Source organism: Paraburkholderia sp. AV2 (genome assembly GCF_054968425.1).
This window is the reverse complement of record NZ_JBANLK010000035.1, coordinates 1-20,475: the sequence shown is the minus strand read 5'-3', so window position 1 is coordinate 20,475 and position 20,475 is coordinate 1. Positions and strand designations below refer to the sequence as shown.

General features: G+C 65.8%; 18 protein-coding genes and 2 pseudogenes. 19 read left to right on the top strand and 1 reads right to left on the bottom strand.

Translation table 11 applies throughout. The annotated features are described in order from the left end of the window. Positions 1-45: 45 nt before the first annotated feature. The 17 genes and pseudogenes from V8683_RS21990 (at position 46) to V8683_RS21910 (ending at position 18,331) form a co-directional block, all read left to right on the top strand. The gene (locus tag V8683_RS21990) at positions 46-477 is read left to right on the top strand and encodes an HIT family protein (protein ID WP_411190493.1); all 432 of its coding nucleotides are present in this window, start codon (positions 46-48) and stop codon (positions 475-477) included. A 48-nt stretch (positions 478-525) separates the two neighbouring features. Beyond that, positions 526-939 carry a gamma-butyrobetaine hydroxylase family protein gene (locus V8683_RS21985; protein ID WP_411188487.1) on the top strand — a complete coding sequence of 138 codons (414 nt, stop codon included), beginning with the start codon at positions 526-528 and terminating at the stop codon, positions 937-939. A 91-nt stretch (positions 940-1,030) separates the two neighbouring features. Continuing rightward, a complete protein-coding gene (ubiE, locus tag V8683_RS21980; protein ID WP_411188488.1) occupies positions 1,031-1,762 on the top strand; it encodes a bifunctional demethylmenaquinone methyltransferase/2-methoxy-6-polyprenyl-1,4-benzoquinol methylase UbiE in 732 nt (243 codons plus the stop codon). Between the two features lie 36 nt (positions 1,763-1,798). Then, positions 1,799-2,827 carry a Tim44 domain-containing protein gene (locus V8683_RS21975; RefSeq protein ID WP_411188489.1) on the top strand — a complete coding sequence of 343 codons (1,029 nt, stop codon included), beginning with the start codon at positions 1,799-1,801 and terminating at the stop codon, positions 2,825-2,827. 105 nt (positions 2,828-2,932) lie between these two features. Then, the gene (locus tag V8683_RS21970) at positions 2,933-3,574 is read left to right on the top strand and encodes a ubiquinone biosynthesis accessory factor UbiJ (RefSeq protein WP_411188490.1); all 642 of its coding nucleotides are present in this window, start codon (positions 2,933-2,935) and stop codon (positions 3,572-3,574) included. Between the two features lie 3 nt (positions 3,575-3,577). Next, positions 3,578-5,155, top strand: a complete 1,578-nt coding sequence (gene ubiB / locus V8683_RS21965; protein WP_411188491.1) for a ubiquinone biosynthesis regulatory protein kinase UbiB — start codon at positions 3,578-3,580, stop codon at positions 5,153-5,155. Between the two features lie 57 nt (positions 5,156-5,212). After that, positions 5,213-5,860 (top strand): class I SAM-dependent methyltransferase, encoded by a 648-nt coding sequence (locus V8683_RS21960; RefSeq protein ID WP_411188492.1) that lies wholly within the window; start codon positions 5,213-5,215, stop codon positions 5,858-5,860. Positions 5,861-6,011: 151 nt separating this feature from the next. Then, entirely contained in the window at positions 6,012-6,374 is a 363-nt protein-coding gene (locus V8683_RS21955; protein WP_411188493.1) for an FmdB family zinc ribbon protein, read from the top strand. Between the two features lie 76 nt (positions 6,375-6,450). Then, entirely contained in the window at positions 6,451-7,080 is a 630-nt protein-coding gene (locus V8683_RS21950) for a DUF502 domain-containing protein (protein WP_027794341.1), read from the top strand. A gap of 78 nt (positions 7,081-7,158) precedes the next feature. Beyond that, positions 7,159-8,964 carry an aspartate--tRNA ligase gene (gene aspS, locus V8683_RS21945; RefSeq protein WP_411188494.1) on the top strand — a complete coding sequence of 602 codons (1,806 nt, stop codon included), beginning with the start codon at positions 7,159-7,161 and terminating at the stop codon, positions 8,962-8,964. A 101-nt stretch (positions 8,965-9,065) separates the two neighbouring features. Then, the gene (nudB, locus tag V8683_RS21940) at positions 9,066-9,542 is read left to right on the top strand and encodes a dihydroneopterin triphosphate diphosphatase (protein WP_411188495.1); all 477 of its coding nucleotides are present in this window, start codon (positions 9,066-9,068) and stop codon (positions 9,540-9,542) included. Positions 9,543-9,604: 62 nt separating this feature from the next. Further along, a pseudogene (locus V8683_RS21935) lies at positions 9,605-10,921 on the top strand (phospholipase D-like domain-containing protein); the annotation flags it as partial. A gap of 218 nt (positions 10,922-11,139) precedes the next feature. Then, positions 11,140-11,739: a TetR/AcrR family transcriptional regulator gene (locus V8683_RS21930; RefSeq protein ID WP_411188496.1), complete on the top strand. Its 600-nt coding sequence runs from the start codon at positions 11,140-11,142 to the stop codon at positions 11,737-11,739. A gap of 67 nt (positions 11,740-11,806) precedes the next feature. Continuing rightward, complete coding sequence (locus tag V8683_RS21925) at positions 11,807-13,594, top strand: acyl-CoA dehydrogenase C-terminal domain-containing protein (protein ID WP_411188497.1); 1,788 nt, start codon at positions 11,807-11,809, stop codon at positions 13,592-13,594. A gap of 147 nt (positions 13,595-13,741) precedes the next feature. After that, positions 13,742-16,183 (top strand): 3-hydroxyacyl-CoA dehydrogenase/enoyl-CoA hydratase family protein, encoded by a 2,442-nt coding sequence (locus tag V8683_RS21920; RefSeq protein WP_411188498.1) that lies wholly within the window; start codon positions 13,742-13,744, stop codon positions 16,181-16,183. A 62-nt stretch (positions 16,184-16,245) separates the two neighbouring features. Continuing rightward, positions 16,246-17,445, top strand: coding sequence for an acetyl-CoA C-acyltransferase (locus V8683_RS21915; RefSeq protein WP_411188499.1), 1,200 nt, complete (start codon positions 16,246-16,248; stop codon positions 17,443-17,445). A 115-nt stretch (positions 17,446-17,560) separates the two neighbouring features. Next, the gene (locus V8683_RS21910) at positions 17,561-18,331 is read left to right on the top strand and encodes an enoyl-CoA hydratase (protein WP_411188500.1); all 771 of its coding nucleotides are present in this window, start codon (positions 17,561-17,563) and stop codon (positions 18,329-18,331) included. 45 nt (positions 18,332-18,376) lie between these two features. Here V8683_RS21910 and fdhD read toward each other — a convergent pair whose 3' ends face one another. Beyond that, positions 18,377-19,201: a formate dehydrogenase accessory sulfurtransferase FdhD gene (gene fdhD, locus V8683_RS21905; RefSeq protein WP_411188501.1), complete on the bottom strand. Its 825-nt coding sequence runs from the start codon at positions 19,199-19,201 to the stop codon at positions 18,377-18,379. A gap of 111 nt (positions 19,202-19,312) precedes the next feature. Here fdhD and V8683_RS21900 point away from each other — a divergent pair, with 111 nt between their 5' ends. Together V8683_RS21900 and V8683_RS21895 are read left to right on the top strand one after the other, a co-directional pair. Then, the gene (locus V8683_RS21900) at positions 19,313-19,795 is read left to right on the top strand and encodes a nitrate reductase associated protein (RefSeq protein WP_411188502.1); all 483 of its coding nucleotides are present in this window, start codon (positions 19,313-19,315) and stop codon (positions 19,793-19,795) included. A gap of 189 nt (positions 19,796-19,984) precedes the next feature. Further along, positions 19,985-20,475 (top strand): annotated as a pseudogene (locus V8683_RS21895) (hypothetical protein); the annotation flags it as partial.

The window sequence follows — 20,475 nt, the reverse complement described above, 5'->3', positions numbered from 1 at the left end:
GTAATAATTCCGTATGATTTCGTGACGGCGGCTTCGGGGGCGATGATGGGATGCGTATTCTGCAGTGAGGATGGCGGCGACGTGCTGTGGCAGGACGAGCGGATGCGCGTCGTGTTGGCGACGTCGGAGACCGATTACCCGGGCTTCTGCCGGGTGATCTGGAACGGTCACGTTGCCGAGTTCTCCGATCTCGCCGCGCCTGACCGGGAACATCTGATGCGCGCCGTCTACGCCGTCGAACGCGCGCTGCGTCGCGTCATGCAGCCGTCGAAGGTGAACCTGGCGAGCCTCGGCAACCAGGTTCCGCATGTGCACTGGCACGTCATTCCGCGCTATACGAACGACGCGCATTTCCCGCTGCCCGTCTGGGCGCCGCGCCAGCGGACGGTTTCCGAGGCGATGCTGGGCCAGCGCCGCGCGCAGGCCACGCTGCTGCGCGACGCGGTGCGCCATGAGATGGACCAGGCGCTGGCCTGACGCATCTCGCGCGCGCCGCGCAGAACGGGCACGAGCCCGAGGACGATCATGAGTGGACTGAAATCCGATACGCCGGTGCCGACCGGCGTCGTGGTGCACGCCGTCTCGCGTGTGCTGGAGCTGCAGTACGCGAACGGCGAGAGCTATCGCATCCCGTTCGAGCTGATGCGCGTGTATTCGCCTTCGGCGGAGGTGCGCGGCCACGGGCCGGGGCAGGAGACGCTGCAAACCGGCAAGCGCGAGGTGACGATCACGGCGCTCGAAGGTGTCGGCCACTATGCGTTGCAGCCGACCTTCTCGGACGGCCACAACTCGGGCATCTATTCCTGGGACCAGCTCTACGAGCTGGCGACGCGCCAGGACGAACTCTGGGCAGAGTACTTCGCGAAATTGAAGGCGGCAGGCGCCGAGCGCGACGCGCCGATGGCGCCTCCGCCAGCGGCGCACGGCCACTGCCACTGACGCTTCCTGTTACGATCCTGCCCCGCTGTCGGCGCGTTCCGGCGCCGACGACTATCCTCAAGACCAGACCCCCCGCGAAAGGACGAGCGCGATGAGCAAAACCCACTTCGGCTATCAGACAGTCGACGAACAGGAAAAGGCGAAGAAGGTGGCCGGCGTGTTCCACTCGGTCGCCTCGAACTACGACCTGATGAACGATCTGATGTCGGGCGGGATGCACCGTGCCTGGAAGGCCTTCACGATCGCCCAGGCCAACGTGCGGCCGGGCGCGAAGGTGCTCGACATCGCGGGCGGCACCGGGGACCTTTCGATGGCGTTCGCGAAGAAGGCCGGTCCGAAGGGCGAGGTCTGGCATACCGACATCAACGAGTCGATGCTGCGCGTGGGCCGCGACCGGCTGATCGACCATGGGGTACTCACGCCCGCGCTGCTCTGCGACGCCGAGAAAATTCCGTTTCCGGACAACTATTTCGACGTGGTGACCGTGGCCTTCGGCTTGCGCAACATGACCCACAAAGACGCCGCGCTCGCCGAGATGCGCCGTGTGCTCAAGCCGGGCGGACGCCTGCTCGTGCTGGAATTCTCCAAGGTCTGGGAGCCGCTCAAAAAAGCCTACGACGTCTATTCGTTCAAGGTGCTGCCGTGGCTCGGCGCGCGCTTTGCGCAGGACGCCGACAGCTATCGCTACCTCGCGGAATCGATCCGCATGCACCCCGACCAGGAAACTTTGAAGACGATGATGGAACAAGTCGGCCTCGATGCCGTCAAATATTACAATTTGTCAGTTGGCGTGGTAGCCTTGCACGTCGGGACAAAGTATTAGCGTTCCCAAATCTCTGTCTCTAAAGGAAATTCTGTCATGTCTGAGCCCCGCGTCAATGCTTTCTCAAAGCTTTCATTGCAGTGGGCCAGACGGATCGGAGTGCTGGCTGTCACCGGCGTGATGATTGCCGGCAGCTTCGCCTCGTTCGACGCCGAAGCCCGCCGCATGGGCGGCAGCCGCAGCATCGGCAAACAATCGTCCGTCGCTTCGCAGCGCAGCACCACGCCGCCGCCTGCGCAGCCCAACTCGCCCACGTCCTCGCAGCAGCCTGGTCAGGCGCAACGCGCCCAGCCCGCCGCGCCCGCACCGGTGCCCGCCGCAGCCGCCGCGCCCGCGCGCAATCGCTGGCTCGGCCCCATCGCAGGCCTTGCGGCCGGCCTCGGCATCGCGGCGCTGCTTTCGCACTTCGGCCTTGGTGAGGCATTTGCGGGCGCGATGGCCAATGCCATCGTGATCGCGCTGATCGCGTTCGTCGCCATCTGGCTGATCCGCAAGCTCATGAGCCGCCGCCGTGCCGTTCCGGCGGCATATCAGACGGGCGGTGCCGGCTTGCCGCCGTCGGGCGGCCTGACCCAGATGCATGGCTATCCCCAGGAGCCGCGCTATAGCGCGCCGCCCACGGGCCAGTCCCTCGCGCCGGAAGCCAATCCGCTCACCACGCCGCAGATTGCCGCGGCGCCGTCGGTCCCGGCAGGCTTCGATACCGAGGCGTTTTTACGCAGCGCGAAGGTGCACTTCGTTCGCCTGCAGGCCGCCTGGGACGCGGGCAACATGGACGACATCCGCGAATTCACGACCCCCGAAATGTTTGCCGAGGTCCGTGTCGATCTCGCGGACCGGGGTTCGCAGCCCAACCAGACCGATGTCGTGCAGCTCAACGCCGATCTGCTCGACGTGGCGGAGCAGGGCAACGAGTCCGTCGCGAGCGTGCGCTTTTACGGCCTGATCCGCGAGACACAGGGCGCGGCAGCCGAGCCGTTCGTGGAGATCTGGAATCTTTCGAAGTCGCGTTTGACCGGCGAAGGCTGGCTGCTCGCAGGGATCCAGCAGATCGAGACCCACTGAGGGTGCACTGAGGCCGCACTGGGGCGCGATTGCAGTTCGCGAACGTTACAATAGGAGCCCGCGCGGGCTGTGTTGCCCGCGCGGGTTTTCTTGTTCCCCACGCCGATGACTCTCGCCGCCAAGCCCTTCGCTGCCTCCGTCAATCACCTGCTCGCCCGCGAAACGTGGGCCCGCGAACGCCTCGCTCCCTATGCGGGAAAGACGGCGCGACTCTCGTGTCCGCCGGTCGTCCTCACGCTGCTCGTCCAGCCCGACGGCTATCTTGCCGCCGTGGACGAACTCGAGGTGCAGCACGCGGACGTCGCGCTCTCGTTGCCGGCGGGCGCGCTGTCGTCGTTCGTGCAGGGCGGTCAGTCCGCGGTGATGAAGCACGTCAAGATCGAGGGCGACGCGGAGTTCGCGCAGGTCATCGGCAAGCTTGCCGAGCATCTGCGCTGGGAGCCCGAGGAAGATCTCGCGAAGCTGATCGGCGACGCGAGTGCCGCGCGCGTTGCTTCCTTCGCGCGCGCCGCGGGCGAGCAGGCGTTGCGCACCGGCCGCAACGTACTTGGCTCGGTCACGGAATACCTGCTCGACGAAAACCCGCAACTCGTGCGGCGCGCCGAGCTGGACGGCCTGTCCGCCGAACTCTCCCGCGCGCGCGACGCCCTCGCGCGCGTGGAAAAGCGCATCGAGCGCATCGAACAAAAAACGGCTGCCGGCGGCGCTACGTCGTCAAGTGGCCCGCGCCCGACAACAGGCCTCTAGAACATGCGTTTCCTGCGTTTTCTGAAGATTTTCTTCACGGTTATCCGCTTCGGCCTCGACGAAATGATGTTGAGCCGGATCAATGACCGCCGTGTGCGGTTGCTGCTTCGCATCACCACGATCGGTCGCAAGTTCGATCAGCCGCCTGGCGTGCGGTTGCGTCTCGCACTGGAGAGTCTCGGTCCCATCTTCGTGAAGTTCGGCCAGGTGCTGTCCACGCGCCGCGACCTGCTGCCGACCGACATCGCCAGCGAACTCGCTCGCCTGCAGGATCAGGTGCCGCCGTTCGACTCCCTTGTCGCGATCGGCATTATCGAGAAGTCGCTCGGCGCGCCGGTCGACGCGATCTTCGACGACTTCGAGCGCGTGCCGGTGGCGAGCGCCTCGATTGCCCAGGTGCACTTCGCGAGGCTGAAGTCCGGGCAGCACGCGGGCAAGGCGGTCGCCGTGAAGGTGCTGCGGCCGAACATGCGGCCCGTGATCGATTCCGATCTCGCGCTGCTGCGCGACATTGCCGTGTGGGCCGAGCGCCTGTGGGCCGACGGCAAGCGCCTGAAGCCGCGCGAGGTGGTGGCCGAGTTCGACAAGTACCTGCACGACGAACTCGACCTCATGCGCGAGGCCGCCAACGGCAGTCAGTTGCGCCGCAACTTCGCGGGTCTCGATCTGCTGCTCGTGCCGGAAATGTTCTGGGAGTTCAGCACGAGCAACGTGCTCGTCATGGAACGCATGGTCGGGGTGCCGATCAGCCAGGTGGACAAGCTGCGCGCGGCCGGCGTGGACATTCCCAAGCTGGCGCGCGAGGGCGTCGAGATCTTCTTCACGCAAGTGTTTCGCGATGGCTTCTTTCATGCCGACATGCACCCCGGCAACATTCAGGTGAGCCTCGATCCGGCGCACTTCGGGCGCTATATCGCGCTCGACTTCGGTATCGTCGGCGCGCTCTCGGACTTCGACAAGAACTACCTCGCGCAGAACTTTCTCGCCTTCTTCAAGCGCGACTATCATCGCGTCGCCACGCTGCACATCGAGTCGGGCTGGGTGCCGCCCCACACGCGCGTCGAGGAGCTGGAGAGCGCGATCCGCGCCGTCTGCGAGCCGTATTTCGACCGCGCGCTCAAGGACATTTCGCTCGGCCAGGTCCTGCTGCGCCTCTTCCAGACTTCGCGACGCTTCAACGTCGAAATCCAGCCACAGCTCGTGCTGCTGCAAAAGACCATGCTCAACGTCGAGGGCCTTGGGCGCTCGCTCGATCCGGAGCTCGATCTCTGGAAAACGGCCAAGCCGTATCTCGAACGCTGGATGACCGAGCAGATCGGCCTGCGCGGCTGGTACGAACGCTTGAAAATAGAGGCGCCGCAGTGGAGCAAAACGCTGCCGCAACTGCCGCGTCTCGTGCATCAGGTGCTGCTGCATCGGCAGGATTCGGGGCATGCAGTCGGCGACGAGACGATCCGCGCGTTGCTCCTCGAACAGCGGCGCACGAACCGGCTCCTGCAGGGGCTGCTGGTGTTCGGTATCGCGGTGGGGATCGGCGTGGTGGCGGCGCGCGCGTGGATCGTGTTTGCCGTGGGTGGCTGAAGCGGCTAACGTGATTGAGGCAGCGCACTTTGTGCTGCGCGGACAAGGACACACGGCATGAACGAATCGACCCCTCCTCCGGCGCCCACCGCTCCGGAGTTTGCCACGCGCGATCCGGCGCAACCGTCGTTCTGGGACGAGCGTTTCGAGCGCGGCTTCACGCCCTGGGACCAGGCGGGCGTCCAGCCGCAGTTCGAGGCGTTCGCGAATGCCCATCCTGATGCCGCCGCGCTGATACCCGGCTGCGGCAACGCCTGGGAGGCCGGCTGGCTTGCCGGGCGCGGGCGCAAGGTGAGAGCCATCGACTTCGCGAGCGCGGCGGTTGCGAGTGCGCGCGCGGCGCTCGGCAAGCACGCGGCCGTGGTGGAGGAGGCCGACTTCTACACGTACGAACCGCCGTTTGTGCCGCAGTGGGTGTTCGAGCGCGCGTTCCTGTGCGCGCTGCCCCCCGCTCAGCGCGAGAACTATGCGCTGCGCATGGCGGCGCTGCTCCAGCCGGGCGCGTTGCTTGCCGGCTACTTTTTCATCGGCGAGGCGCAGAAGGGGCCGCCGTTCCCGATCGTGCGCACGGAACTCGATGCGCTCCTGTCACCGTACTTCACGCTGCTCGACGATCAGCCGGCCACGGCTTCGCTGCCGGTGTTCGAGGGGCGCGAGCGCTGGATGACATGGCGGCGCAACGATCTGCCTGCGCGGGCTTCCTGACCGTCCCTTGATGTCGCCGGCCGTCGCCCCAAACTAACGGGACATTGGCCACAACCGCCGCTCGCCCGGCCATTGCCGGGGCGGGGGAGCATTTGCGGCTATAATTCAAGGCTTTGCAGGCAATTACCAGAATTTCATCAGGATAGAGATCATGCCGATCTACGCTTATCGCTGCGAGTCGTGCGGCTTTCAGAAAGACGTGCTGCAGAAGATCAGCGATGCGCCCCTGTCGCAGTGCCCAAGCTGCGGCGCGGACGCGTTCCGCAAGCAGGTTACCGCGGCCGGCTTCCAGTTGAAGGGCTCGGGCTGGTACGTCACCGATTTCCGCGGCGGCAATAACGGCGGCGGCAGTGGCGCGAGCGGCGCGGCGTCCGGCGAGAAGGTGGCGACCGAGGATGCCGCCTCGTCGCCGGAAAGCAGCAAGCCGGCGGGAGAGAGCACGGCGGCGCCGGCAGCTTCGAGCGCCCCGGCGGCGAGTACGGGCTCGACGGCGAGCACGACAGGAGCCACCTGAGAAACCGCGGTCCGGTTTTCGCGAACCGGGCCGCACGAGAGCCGCGCGCTACGCCGCGGCCCCAATGGCGGTGCACATGACGACGAAGAAAGCGACGCTCAAGACGATATTCCTGACCGGCTTGCTGGTGCTGGTGCCGCTCGGCATTACGTTGTGGGTGTTGAGCCTGATTATCGGCACGATGGATCAGACTTTGCTGCTCCTGCCCGAAGCGTGGCAGCCGCGCCAGCACCTGCCGGGGCTCGGCGCCGTGCTCACGCTCGCGTTCATCTTCGTGGTCGGGCTCTTCACCCAGAATTTCATCGGGCAGAAGCTGGTGTCGTGGTGGAACGCACTGGTGCGGCGCATCCCGCTCGTGGGACCGCTGTACAGCAGCGTCCAGCAGGTTTCCGATACACTGCTTTCGAGCAACGGCAACGCATTCCGCAAGGCGCTCCTGATCGAATACCCGCGCAAGGGGTCGTGGACGATTGCCTTCCTCACCGGCATTCCGGGCGGCGACGTGGCGAACCACCTGCAGGAAGACCACGTGAGCGTCTATGTGCCGACCACGCCGAATCCTACGTCGGGCTTCTTCCTGATGGTGCCGAAACGCGAGGCGATCGAGCTCGACATGACCGTCGACGCCGCGCTCAAGTATATTGTCTCGATGGGCGTCGTCGCCCCGGCTGCGCCTGCGCGCCGTCCCATCGATCCTCCGATGTAATACCGGGCGCCGCGCCGGCTGCCCGTATGCCGTGTGCGCCCCGCCCGTTCAATTCATGCATAACGAAAGACGAACATCATGTCGATGAGATCTGAATACTGCGGTCTGGTGACCGAACAGCTGCTGGGCCAAACTGTTTCGCTGTGCGGATGGGTGCATCGCCGCCGCGATCACGGCGGCGTCATCTTCATCGACCTGCGCGATCGCGAGGGCCTCGTTCAGGTGGTCTGCGACCCGGATCGCGCCGAGATGTTCAAGGTTGCCGAAGGCGTGCGCAACGAGTTCTGCGTGCAGATCAAAGGGGTGGTGCGCAACCGTCCGGAAGGCACGGTCAACGCGAACCTCACGAGCGGCAAGATCGAGGTGCTGTGCCACGAGTTGACCGTGCTCAACGCATCGGTCACGCCGCCGTTCCAGCTCGACGACGACAACCTCTCGGAAACCACGCGCCTCACGCACCGCGTGCTCGATCTGCGCCGTCCGCAGATGCAGCACAACCTGCGCCTGCGCTACCGCGTGACGATGGCCGTGCGCAAGTATCTCGACGCGCTCGGCTTTATCGACATCGAAACGCCGATGCTCACGAAGAGCACGCCGGAAGGCGCGCGCGACTACCTCGTGCCGTCGCGCGTGAACGCGGGCCAGTTCTTCGCGCTGCCGCAGTCGCCGCAGCTCTTCAAGCAGCTCCTGATGGTGGCGAACTTCGATCGCTACTACCAGATCGTCAAGTGCTTCCGCGACGAAGACCTGCGCGCCGACCGTCAGCCCGAATTCACGCAGATCGACTGCGAAACGTCGTTCCTCGGCGAGCAGGAAATCCGCGATCTGTTCGAGGACATGGCGCGTCACGTGTTCAAGGAAACGATCGGCGTCGAGCTCGACGCGAAGTTCCCGGTGATGCAGTACTCGGAAGCCATGAGCCGCTTCGGTTCGGACAAGCCGGACCTGCGCGTGAAGCTCGAATTCACCGAGCTGACCGACGCCATGAAGGACGTCGATTTCAAGGTGTTCAGCGCACCGGCCAACACGAAGGACGGCCGCGTCGCGGCGCTGCGCGTGCCGAAGGGCGGCGAGCTCTCGCGCGGCGACATCGACGGCTACACGGAATTCGTGCGCATCTACGGCGCCAAGGGTCTCGCGTGGATCAAGGTCAACGAGGCCGCGAAGGGCCGTGACGGTCTGCAAAGCCCGATCGTCAAGAACCTGCACGACGCGGCGATCGCGGCGATCCTCGAGCGCACCGGCGCGCAGGACGGCGACATCGTCTTCTTCGCGGCCGACCGCGCGAAGGTTGTGAACGACAGCCTGGGCGCGCTGCGCCTGAAGATCGGCCATTCGGAGTTCGGCAAGGCCAACGGTCTGGTCGAGAAGGGCTGGAAGCCGCTGTGGGTGATCGACTTCCCGATGTTCGAGTACGACGAGGAAGAAAACCGCTACGTGGCCGCGCACCACCCGTTCACGAGCCCGAAGGACGAGCACCTGGAATACCTCGAAACGGATCCGGGCCGCTGTCTTGCGAAGGCGTACGACATGGTGCTGAACGGCTGGGAAATCGGCGGCGGCTCGGTGCGTATCTATCAGGAAGACGTGCAGAGCAAGGTGTTCCGCGCGCTCAAGATCAATGCGGAAGAAGCGCGCGCGAAGTTCGGCTTCCTGCTGGATGCGCTCCAGTACGGCGCGCCGCCGCACGGTGGTATCGCATTCGGTCTGGACCGCATCGTCACGATGATGGCCGGCGCCGACTCGATCCGCGACGTGATCGCGTTCCCGAAGACGCAACGCGCCCAGTGTCTGCTCACGCAGGCGCCGAGCCCCGTCGACGAGCGGCAGTTGCGCGAGCTGCATATCCGTCTGCGTCAGCCCGAGCAGAAGGCCGCGCAGTAAGCGCGCCGCGCGACTCGACGCAATGCAGAAAAGGCGCATCGTGCGCCTTTTTTGCTTTTTGCGTTACATTTCCTCCAGCGGTCCACCCACGCTCCGTCACCATGCAGAAGCCGCCGAAGATTCCGGAATCCGTACTCGTCGTCATTCACACACCGCAGCTTGACGTGCTCATCATCGAGCGTGCCGACCGCCCGGGGTTCTGGCAGTCGGTGACGGGTTCGAAGGACCGTCCCGACGAACCTTTTGCCGAGACGGCCGTGCGTGAAGTGGCCGAGGAAACCGGCATCGTCGTGGGCTCGGCGGGCGTGAGCGCAGAGGCGCTGTTCGACTGGCGCCACGAGATCGAATACGAGATCTATTCCGTCTGGCGCCATCGCTACGCGCCCGGCATCACGCGCAACACCGAGCACTGGTTCAGCCTCCAGGTGCCGCCCGGCACGCCCATTACGCTCTCGCCGCGCGAGCATCTCGCGTATCTGTGGCTGCCGTACCAGGAAGCGGCCGCGCGGTGCTTCTCGTCGTCCAACCGCGAAGCGATCCTGCAATTGCCCGACCGTCTTCGCGGAGCGCGCGCGTGAGCGATATCGACCCACGCCGTGCCGTCCGTTTGCGCGACCTGCTGCTGGGGCAGCGCTACCGCTCGCGCTATCGTTTCACGAGCGGTAACGAGGTGCGGCTGCTGGCTTCGGGCGCGGCGCTTTTCGGCGCCATGATCGAGGGCATCGACGCCGCCACGAACGACGTCGCGCTCGAAACCTACATCTTCTGCGACGACAGCATCGGCCGCGCCCTGTCCGACGCGCTCGTACGCGCCGCCGCGCGCGGCGTGCGCGTGCGCGTGATCACCGACGGCATCGGCAGTCCGCATATCGCGCTCTTCGACGCGTGGCCCGCGGCCGGCGTCGAGCATCGCGTCTACAACGCGCGCATCTTCGGCCAGTTCGGCTTCTCGCGCACGCACCGCAAGCTTGCCGTGATCGACGACCGGTACGCTTATTGCGGCGGCATCAACGTCGTCGACGATCTTTGGCAGGACGGTCACGAACTGCCGTTCCCGCGCTGGGACTTCGGCGTCGGGTTGAGCGGTCCCGTGGTCGTGGACGTGCGCGAGGCCATTGAACTGCAGTGGCGCCGCATCCGGCTCGGCCACCGGCCGCCGTTGCCGCAGCCTTCGGCGGTGCCGCGCTTTCCCGGCGTGCCCGCGAGCGCGGGCTTCATGGCGCCGCATCCCACCGGCCATGGTGCTGGCCGCCCCACCGAGGCGCTCGACGAGATGTTGCGCGAGCTTGCGCCCGTCGTGCCCCCGGGCCGTGCCGCGGGCGTCATCGAGCGCCTGCGTGCGCGTTTGCGCGCGAGCGTGCCCGACCCGCGCAACGCCCGCGTGCCGTGCGTGGCGTTCGTCGCGCGCGACAACGTCGTCAACCGGCGGGCGATCGAGAAGGCCTATCTCGATGCCATTGGCGAAGCCCGCGAGGAGGTGCTGCTCGCCAATCCGTATTTCATGCCGGGACGGCGGCTGCGCCGCGCACTCGTCGAGGCGGCGGGGCGCGGTGTTTCGGTGCGGCTATTGATAGGACGAAAAGAGTTCAAGGTCCTCGACTACGGCGTGCCCTTCCTGTATCACGCGCTGCTCACGGCGGGCGTGCAGATTGCCGAGTACGAAAAGACCATGCTGCACGGCAAGGTGGCCGTCGTCGATTCGCGTTGGGGTACCGTGGGCTCCTCGAATCTCGACGCGCTGAGCCTCGTGCTCAACAACGAGGCGAACGTGCTGATGGTGCTGCATCCGCAGATCCAGCAACTGCGCGACGCGATCCTCGAGGCGTTCGGCGACGCCACGCAGATCGACCGCGCGCGTTACGAGGCGCGCCCGGTGTTCGAGCGGGCCATGAACTGGCTGGCCTATGCGGGCTACCGCGCGGTGATGAAGCTGCTCACGGTGGGCGGCTACGACTAGGCGCACCTGCCATATGAATTAACCAGGGAGCAATCGGGGAAAAGTCCGGAGGAAAGTTCGCTTGTGCGCACCTTCCGATGCCCCAGAATTAGAGAACCGGTTAGAAATCGGTTTCTAATAAATTCCTTGTCTCACGGACGGCTGTCGCCAACAATAGTACGGCCGTTCGATTTTTACTTCAGGCCCGAACGGGTCACATCGTTACGGTAAAAAAAGCTATGCGAAAAGGCGAACAGACACGAGCCGCGATTCTGGATGCAGCACTCGACCTGGCGGGCCGGGACGGACTGGAAGGCCTGACCATCGGCCTGCTGGCGGAGCGCATGCAGATGAGCAAGAGCGGGGTCTTCGCGCATTTCGGGTCGCGCGAGGATCTGCAGGCCGAGGTGGTGCGCGAGTATCACCGCCGATTCGAGGAAGAAGTCTTCTTTCCGAGCTTGCGCGAACCGCGTGGGTTGCCTCGTCTGCGTGCGATGCTGTCGCGGTGGTTCGAAAAGCGCATTCACGAAGTCACGACCGGCTGCATCTACATCAGCGGCGCGGTCGAGTACGACGATCGTGCCGACAGCCAGGTGCGCGAGCGTCTGGTCGAAAGCGTCACGATGTGGCGCGCCGCGCTGTTGCGGGCGATTTCGCAGGCGATCGAAGAAGGGCATCTGCGCCGCGATACCGATCCGCAGTTGATGTTGTTCGAACTCTATAGCGTAACGCTCGGTCTGCATCATGATGGCCGCTTCCTGCATCTGCCGGACGCCGTCGATTATGCGTGGGCCGCGCTCGAAAAACTGATTGTTTCGTATCAGAGCCAAAGCCAGTAGCGGCTGACGGCGGCGGTTGCGTCGCGGCGGCAACAAACTGGCAACGCTCAATCTTGGGAGAGTAGAGATGGGACAGTACACCGCGCCGCTGCGCGACATGCAGTTCGTGCTGCACGAGTTGCTGAACGTGGAAGGCGAAGTGAAGCAGATGCCGAAGCACGCCGACCTCGACGCCGACACGATCAACCAGGTGCTCGAGGAGGCCGGCAAGTTCTGCTCCGAGGTGCTGTTTCCGCTGAACCAGGTCGGCGACCGCGAAGGCTGCACGTATGCCGGCGACGGCGTCGTCACCACGCCGGCGGGTTTCAAGGAAGCGTACAAGCAGTATGTCGAAGCAGGCTGGCCGGCGCTCGGCTGCGATCCCGAGTACGGCGGGCAGGGCCTGCCCGCGTTCGTGAACAACGCGCTCTACGAAATGCTCAACTCGGCGAACCAGGCGTGGACCATGTATCCCGGTCTCTCGCACGGCGCCTATGAGTGTCTGCACGCGCACGGCACGCCCGAGCTGCAGCAGACCTATCTGCCGAAGCTCGTGGAAGGCACCTGGACCGGCACGATGTGCCTGACCGAGCCGCACTGCGGCACCGACCTGGGCATCCTGCGTACCAAAGCCGAGCCGAACGCCGACGGCTCGTATGCGATCACCGGCACGAAGATCTTCATTTCGAGCGGTGAGCACGACATGTCGGAGAACATCGTCCACCTCGTGCTTGCGCGTCTGCCGGACGCGCCCCCGGGCACCAAGGGCATCTCGCTCTTCGTCGTGCCGAAGCTCATTCCGACCGTCGCGGGCGAACCTGGCGAGCGCAATGGCATCAAATGCGGCTCGATCGAGCACAAGATGGGCATCCACGGCAATGCGACCTGCGTGATGAACCTCGACGGCGCGAAGGGCTGGCTCGTCGGCGAACCGAACAAGGGCTTGAACGCCATGTTCGTGATGATGAACGCGGCGCGCCTCGGCGTTGGCATGCAGGGTCTCGGCCTTACCGAAGTCGCGTACCAGAACTCGCTCGCCTACGCGAAGGACCGTCTGCAGATGCGCTCGCTGACCGGCCCGAAGGCGCCGGACAAGCCCGCCGATCCGATCATCGTGCACCCGGACGTGCGCCGCATGCTGCTCACGCAGAAGGCCTGGGCCGAAGGCGCCCGTGCGTTCACGTACTGGTCGGCGCTGCAGATCGACAAGGAGCTTTCGCACGCCGACGAAGCCGAGCGCAAGGAAGCGGCGGATCTCGTGGCGCTGCTCACGCCGATCATCAAGGCGTTCCTGACCGACAACGCGTTCGATAGCACGAACCTCGGCATGCAGGTGTTCGGCGGCCACGGCTTCATCTCCGAGTGGGGCATGGAGCAATACGTGCGCGACGCGCGCATCAACCAGATCTACGAAGGCACGAACACGATCCAGTCGCTCGACCTGCTGGGCCGCAAGGTGCTGGGCGACATGGGCGCCAAGCTCAAGAAGTTCGGCAAGCTCGTGACCGAATTCGTCGAAGCCGAAGGCATCAAGCCGGAGATGCAGGAGTTCGTGAACCCGCTCGCCGATATCGGCGACAAGGTGCAGAAGCTCACGATGGAAATCGGCATGAAGGCCATGCAGAACCCCGACGAAGTGGGCGCGGCCGCGGTGCCGTACCTGCGCACTGCGGGCCACCTCGTGTTCGCGTACTTCTGGGCGCGCATGGCGCGCATTGCGCTCGACAAGGAAGCTTCGGGCGATCCGTTCTACAAGTCGAAGCTGGCTACCGCGCGCTTCTACTTCGCGAAGCTGCTGCCGGAAACGGCGACCTCGATCCGCCAGGCTCGCGCGGGCTCGAAGACGCTGATGGAAGTGGACGAAGCGCTGTTCTAAAAGCCTACGGGGCGCCTGCGCGGTACGCGCGGCGCTCCGCTTCTCCGATGTCCGAACGCGGCGCCGCACCGACGTGCTGCTGGCGCCGCCCTCACCCCCATTTACGCAATATCGCGCTCAACATTGCATATCCGCTGGAGGAACAACGTGAGCAATCTCAATATTCGCAAGGTGGCCGTGCTCGGCGCCGGCGTGATGGGCGCGCAGATCGCCGCGCACCTGATCAACGCCCGCGTGCCCGTGCTCCTCTTTGATCTGCCTGCGAAAGAAGGCCCGAAGAACGCCATCGCGCTCAAGGCGATCGAGAACCTGAAGAAGCTCTCGCCCGCGCCGTTCGGCGTGAAGGACGACGCGCAGTACATCACGCCCGCGAACTACGAAGACGACATCGCGAAGCTCGCCGAGTGCGACGTCGTGATCGAGGCAATCGCCGAGCGCATGGACTGGAAGCACGACCTGTACAAGAAGGTTGCGCCGCACCTCGGTCCAAACGCGATCTTCGCGAGCAACACTTCGGGCCTGTCGATCACGGCGCTCTCCGACGGTTTCGACGAGGCGCTCAAGGCACGCTTTTGCGGCGTGCACTTCTTCAATCCTCCGCGCTACATGCATCTGGTCGAGCTGATTCCGACCGCGCACACGAAGCCGGAAATCCTCGACCAGCTCGAAACCTTCCTCACGAGCGTGGTAGGCAAGGGCGTCGTGCGCGCGAAGGACACGCCGAACTTCATTGCGAACCGCGTCGGCATCTTCTCGATCCTCGCGGTGATTGCCGAGGCGAAGAAGTTCGGTCTGCGCTTCGACGAAGTGGATGACCTGACGGGCAGCCGCCTTGGCCGCGCGAAGTCGGCGACATTCCGCACGGCGGATGTCGTGGGCCTCGACACGATGGCCCACGTCATCAAGACGATGCAGGACAACCTGAAGGACGATCCGTTCTTCCCGGTCTACGAGACGCCGGCCGTGCTGGCCGCGCTCGTCGCCAAGGGCGCGCTCGGTCAAAAGACCGGCGGCGGCTTCTATCGCAAGGAAGGCAAGGCGATCAAGGTGCTCGACGCCGAGAAGGGCGAGTACGTCGACGCGGGCGGCAAGGCCGACGAAATCGTCGGCCGCATCCTCAAGCGTCCGCCCGCCGAACGCCTGAAGCTGCTGCGCGAGACCCAGCATCCGCAAGCCCAGTTCCTCTGGTCGATCTTCCGCGACGTGTTCCATTACATCGGCGTGCATCTGCAGTCGATCGCTGACAACGCGCGCGACGTCGACCTCGCGATCCGCTGGGGCTTCGGCTGGAACGAAGGTCCGTTCGAAGGCTGGCAAGCCGCCGGCTGGAAGCAGGTGGCCGAGTGGGTCAAGGAAGACATCGACGCCGGCAAGACGCTCTCGAACGCGCCGCTGCCCGCATGGGTGTTCGAAGGTGCGGTGGCGGCAAACGGTGGCGTGCATGGCGCCGAAGGCTCGTGGTCGCCGGCTGCGCAACGCTTCGTGCCGCGCTCGAACCTGCCGGTGTACGAGCGCCAGGTGTTCCGCGCGGCGCTGTTCGGCGAATCGAACGCGCGCGATCCGAAGACCTGGGGCAAGACGCTGTTCGAGAATGAGCATCTGCGCGCGTGGGTGGACGACCGCGCGGGCGAGGACGACGTCGTCATCGTCTCGTACAAGAGCAAGATGAACACGATGGGCCCGGGCGTGCTCGACAGCCTCGTGAAGGCCATCGAGATCGCCGAGGAAGGCTACAAGGGCGTCGTGATCTGGCAACCGACGTCGCTGAAGCTCGGCGCGCCGGGCGGCCCGTTCTCGGCCGGTGCGAACCTCGAAGAAGCCATGCCCGCCTTCATGATGGGCGGCGCCAAGGGCATCGAGCCGTTCGTGAAGAAGTTCCAGGACAGCATGATGCGCGTTAAGTACGCGAACGTGCCGGTCGTGGCGGCCGTGTCGGGCATCGCGCTCGGCGGCGGTTGCGAGCTGATGCTGCATAGCGCGAAGCGCGTCGTGCACATCGAGAGCTATGTCGGTCTTGTCGAAGTGGGCGTGGGCCTCGTGCCCGCAGGCGGCGGCCTGAAGGAAGCCGCGTTGCGCGCCGCCGATGCGGCCGCTGCCGTGGGCGCCGCACCGAGCGATCTGCTGCGCTTCCTGCAGAAGTCGTTCGAGAACGCCGCGATGGCCAAGGTGTCGACGTCGGGCCTCGACGCACGCGAGATGGGCTACGTGAAGCCGACCGACAAGATCGTCTTCAACGTGTTCGAACTGCTCGACACCGCGAAGAAGGAAGCGCGTGCCCTGAGCGCGTCGGGCTACCGCGCGCCGCTGCGCCCGAAGCAGATTCCCGTGGCGGGCCGCTCGGCCATCGCGACGATCAAGGCATCGCTCGTCGGCATGCGCGACGGCCGCTTCATCAGCGACCACGACTTCCTGATCGCGAGCCGCATCGCCGAAGCGGTCTGCGGCGGCGACGTGGAGGCGGGCAGCCTCGTCGACGAAGAATGGCTGCTCGCGCTCGAGCGCCGCGCTTTCGTCGACCTGCTCGGCACGCAGAAGACGCAGGAACGCATCATGGGCATGTTGCAGACCGGCAAGCCGGTGCGTAACTAAGCGGCACCGCTTCAGGCACAAACCAGGCACAAACGGTACGCACAACAGGACTGGAGTATCAGATGAGCAAACAGTTGCAGGACGCCTACATCGTCGCCGCGAGCCGCACGCCCATCGGCAAGGCGCCGCGCGGCGCGTTCAAGAACACCCGCCCGGACGAGCTGCTCGTCCACGCCATCAAGTCGGCGGTGGCGCAGGTGCCGGGTCTCGACACCCGTGTGATCGAAGACGCCATCATCGGCTGCGCGATTCCCGAAGCGGAGCAGGGCCTGAACGTGGCACGCATCGGCGCGTTGCTCGCGGGCCTGCCGAACACGGTGGGCGGCGTGACCGTCAACCGCTTCTGCGCCTCGGGCCTCACCGCGCTTGCGATGGCGGCGGACCGCATCCGCGTCGGCGAATCCGACGCGATGATCGCGGGCGGCTGCGAGTCGATGAGCATGGTGCCGATGATGGGCAACAAGCCCTCGATGTCGCCGCATATCTTCGACTCGAACGAGAACATCGGCATTGCCTACGGCATGGGTCTCACGGCCGAGAAGGTCGCGGAACGCTGGAAGGTGAGCCGCGAGGCGCAGGACGCGTTCGCCGTGGAATCGCACCGCCGCGCGCTCGCCGCGCAGCAGGCCGGCGAGTTCAACGACGAGATCGCGCCGTACACGATCGTCGAACGCTTCCCGGACCTCGCCTCGGGCGAAGTGAAGGTGAAGGAGCGCCTGATGGCGCTCGACGAAGGTCCGCGTGCGGACACCTCGCTCGAAGGCCTCGGCAAGCTGCGCCCCGTATTCGCGAACAAGGGTTCGGTGACGGCGGGCAACAGCTCGCAGACCTCGGACGGCGCAGGTGCGCTGATCGTTGTTTCCGAGAAGATGCTCAAGCAGTTCAACCTCACGCCGCTCGCGCGCTTCGTGAGCTTCGCGGTGCGCGGCGTGCCGCCGGAGATCATGGGCATCGGCCCAAAGGAAGCGATTCCGGCCGCGCTGAAGGCCGCGGGCCTGAAGCAGGACGACCTCGACTGGATCGAGCTGAACGAGGCATTTGCCGCGCAGTCGCTGGCGGTGATTCAGGATCTCGGCCTCGATCCTTCGAAGATCAACCCGCTGGGCGGTGCGATCGCGTTGGGCCACCCGCTTGGCGCGACGGGTGCGATCCGCGCTTCGACGGTCGTGCACGGTTTGCGCCGCCGCAACCTGAAATACGGCATGGTGACGATGTGCGTCGGCACCGGCATGGGTGCCGCGGGCATCATCGAGCGGCTGTAAGCAGTCCGGGCGCCCCGATGACAGGCGCATCAACGACACGGTTCGCAGGCCTCGCGGTCTGCGGGCCGTTTTTCGTATCGACGAAAGGTTAGTCGGACAGATTGGAGACAAGACAATGAGCAACGAAATCCTGATCGCCCGCGACAACGGCGTGCTGACGATCACCATCAACCGGCCCGAGCGCAAGAACGCGCTCACGCCGCCGATGTACCAGGCCATGTTCGACGCGCTCAAGGACGCGCACGCCGACACCGCCGTGCGCGCGGTGCTGCTCCGCGGACATGCAGAGGTCTTCACCGCCGGCAACGACATCGAAGACTTCCTGAAGACGCCGCCCACCGGCGGCGAATCGCCCGTCATGCGCTTCCTCGACGCCATTTCGAGCGCGACGAAGCCGCTCGTCGCGGCCGTGGCCGGTCCCGCGATCGGCGTGGGCACGACGCTCCTGCTGCATTGCGACATGGTCTATGCCGCCGATAACGCGCGCTTCGCCGTGCCGTTCGCGCAGCTCGGGCTGTGCCCTGAAGCGGCTTCGTCGCTGCTCCTGCCGCGCATTGCCGGCTACCAGGCCGCGGCGGAGAAGCTGCTGCTCGGCGAGGCCTTCGACGCCGCGGAGGCCCACCGCATGGGCATCGTGAACCGCGTGCTGCCGGCCGCCGAGCTCGACGCGTTCGTGGCGGGGCAGATGGCGAAGCTCGCGGCGCTGCCGGCCGCGTCGCTGCGTGTGACGAAGGCGCTCATGAAACAGACGAGCGAGCACGAGATCAAGACGCGTATGAGCGAGGAGGGCGTGCACTTCGGCAAGATGCTGCTCGCGCCCGAGGCGCGCGAGGCGTTCACGGCGTTCCTGCAGAAGCGCAAGCCCGATTTCCGCCAGTTCGACTGACATGCGAGGCCTCGCCGGGCCTGTTTCGGCGGGGCCGTTGCCTTCTCAGGCCGTTTCGTAGTCCACGTAACCCGACTCGCGGCAGAAGCTCACGAGCCGCAGTCCGGCGCGCTTCGCAATGGCAATCGCGAGCGAGGACGGCGCGGAGATCGTCGCGACCATCGGAATCCCCACGCGCGCCGCCTTGCGCACGAGCTCGTAGCTCGCGCGACTCGACAGGAACACGAAGCCCTGCTGCGTATCGGCGCGCTCGAGCACAAGCTGGCCGATCAGCTTGTCTAGCGCGTTGTGGCGGCCGACGTCCTCGAACGCATGGAGGATAGCCCCCTCGGCATCGCACCACGCGGCCGCGTGCAGGCCGCCGGTGAGCTTCGTGAGCGCCTGATGCTGCGGCAGCTCGCGCGCGGCGCGCGCAATCGCTTCGGGAGCGAGGCGGCTCATGAAACCCGTATCCGGAACTTGTTCGGGCTCGAGGTCGAGCAGGTCGATGCTCTCGATCCCGCACACGCCACAGCCGGTGCGCCCGGCGAGCGCGCGGCGCTTCTCCTTGAGGCCGGCGAACGCCTGCTGGACGACTGTGAGATGGACTTCGGCGTGGGGCAGGTCCGAGTCCTCGCGCAGGTAGACCTCGATGTCCTGAATGTCGGCGTTGCGGCCGACGATCCCTTCCGAAATCGCAAAACCCACCGCAAACGCTTCCAGATCGCACGGCGTGCACATCATCACCGCGTGCGAGATGCCGTTGAACACGAGCGCGACGGGCCATTCCTGGCCGACGCGGTCCACGGTCGTTTCGACCGTGCCGCCGCGGTGCCGGTGTACGCGCAGTTCGACGGCGCCGGGCTGGCCTTCGGTTTCCAGTGGGTTCAAGAGTGATGCTCCATGCAGCCTTGTGCGGCGCGGCTCGCGCGCCGCGCGGAAGGTTCTAAAATACCTCAGGCGGGCGTCTCCCGCTCGCGCCCGCCAAGCGAGGATACTGCCATGTCTTTGAACGAAGCTCCGCTCCTCTTCGGGTTCGAGGTCGAATCGTCGGAAAACCTCACCTTCATTCCCATGTGCGTGCGCTTCAATCTGGATCGTTTCGGGCTGCGCATCTCGCTCTCCCAATGGCAACTGCTGCCGTGGGAAGACCGGCGCCTTCTCGCGCGCTTTCCGGTGGACGAGGACGTCGAAATCGAGCCGAACTTCGACCACGCGCTCTTCGAGATGCTGCGCACGCATGCCAATGTCGAGCCCGAATGGTTCGAGCCCGACGCGGCGCCGGCCTGGCGCGACGCGAGTGCGATACCGGACGGCATAGGGCACCAGGCAGCGCTGGCGGGTCTCGCGGTGCCGGACCTCGACGCCTGGTCGCGGCTTGCGCCGTTCCAGCGGTACGTGCTCGCCAAGCTCGCGCGCAAGCCCGAGAGCAACCACGACTTCGTGCCGGCCATGCATGAGTTCGGACTGGCGGCGCCGCTTTAGGCGCTTCCCGCCTTGGGTTCTTCCCCTTGGGTTCTCCTCTAATCGTCGGTTTTTTCCCCTTTTTTCCTCAAGCCTTGCCGATGTGTGCCGTTATCCGGTTTGGCGCAGCAGACGCCAGCCATTCGCACGCAGGTCGTTTTCCTTCGTTCCGCGCGTATCGAGCGGGGGACGAACGACGTTCGGCACACAATGAACCTTCTCTTTCCAAGACGCCAGCTCATTAATCTGGCGGTCGTTGCGGCAGCCGTCGGGGCCAATGCGTTCGTCGCCTGGACGCAGATCGGCGCGCAACGCGAGATCGACGCCCGGGCTGCCCAGGCGGCGCGCGTGAGGCACGATCTCGATCGTTTTCGCGGGGCGCTGGGCGGCGGTCTTGCCGCGTTCGGCCGCTACGAATCGACGGGCGAGACCGAGCCGGCGGACACGCGTGCGCGGCGCGCCGCGACGCTCGAGCAGGCAGCGCGTTCCGTGAGCGCCGAGCTGGCCGGCACCCCCGCACTGGGCGGCCGGTTCGACACCGTGGCGCTCGATGCGCTGGAGCTGGCGCGCGATGTCGACGGCACCTTTGCGCGCGTCGAGCAGCGGGTCGCCGACGCGCGAGCGCAGGCCAACGTCACTGGAGCGGTGGGGGGCGCCGGCCGCGCCCCCCCCCCCCCCCCCCCCCCGCGCGCCCCCCCCCC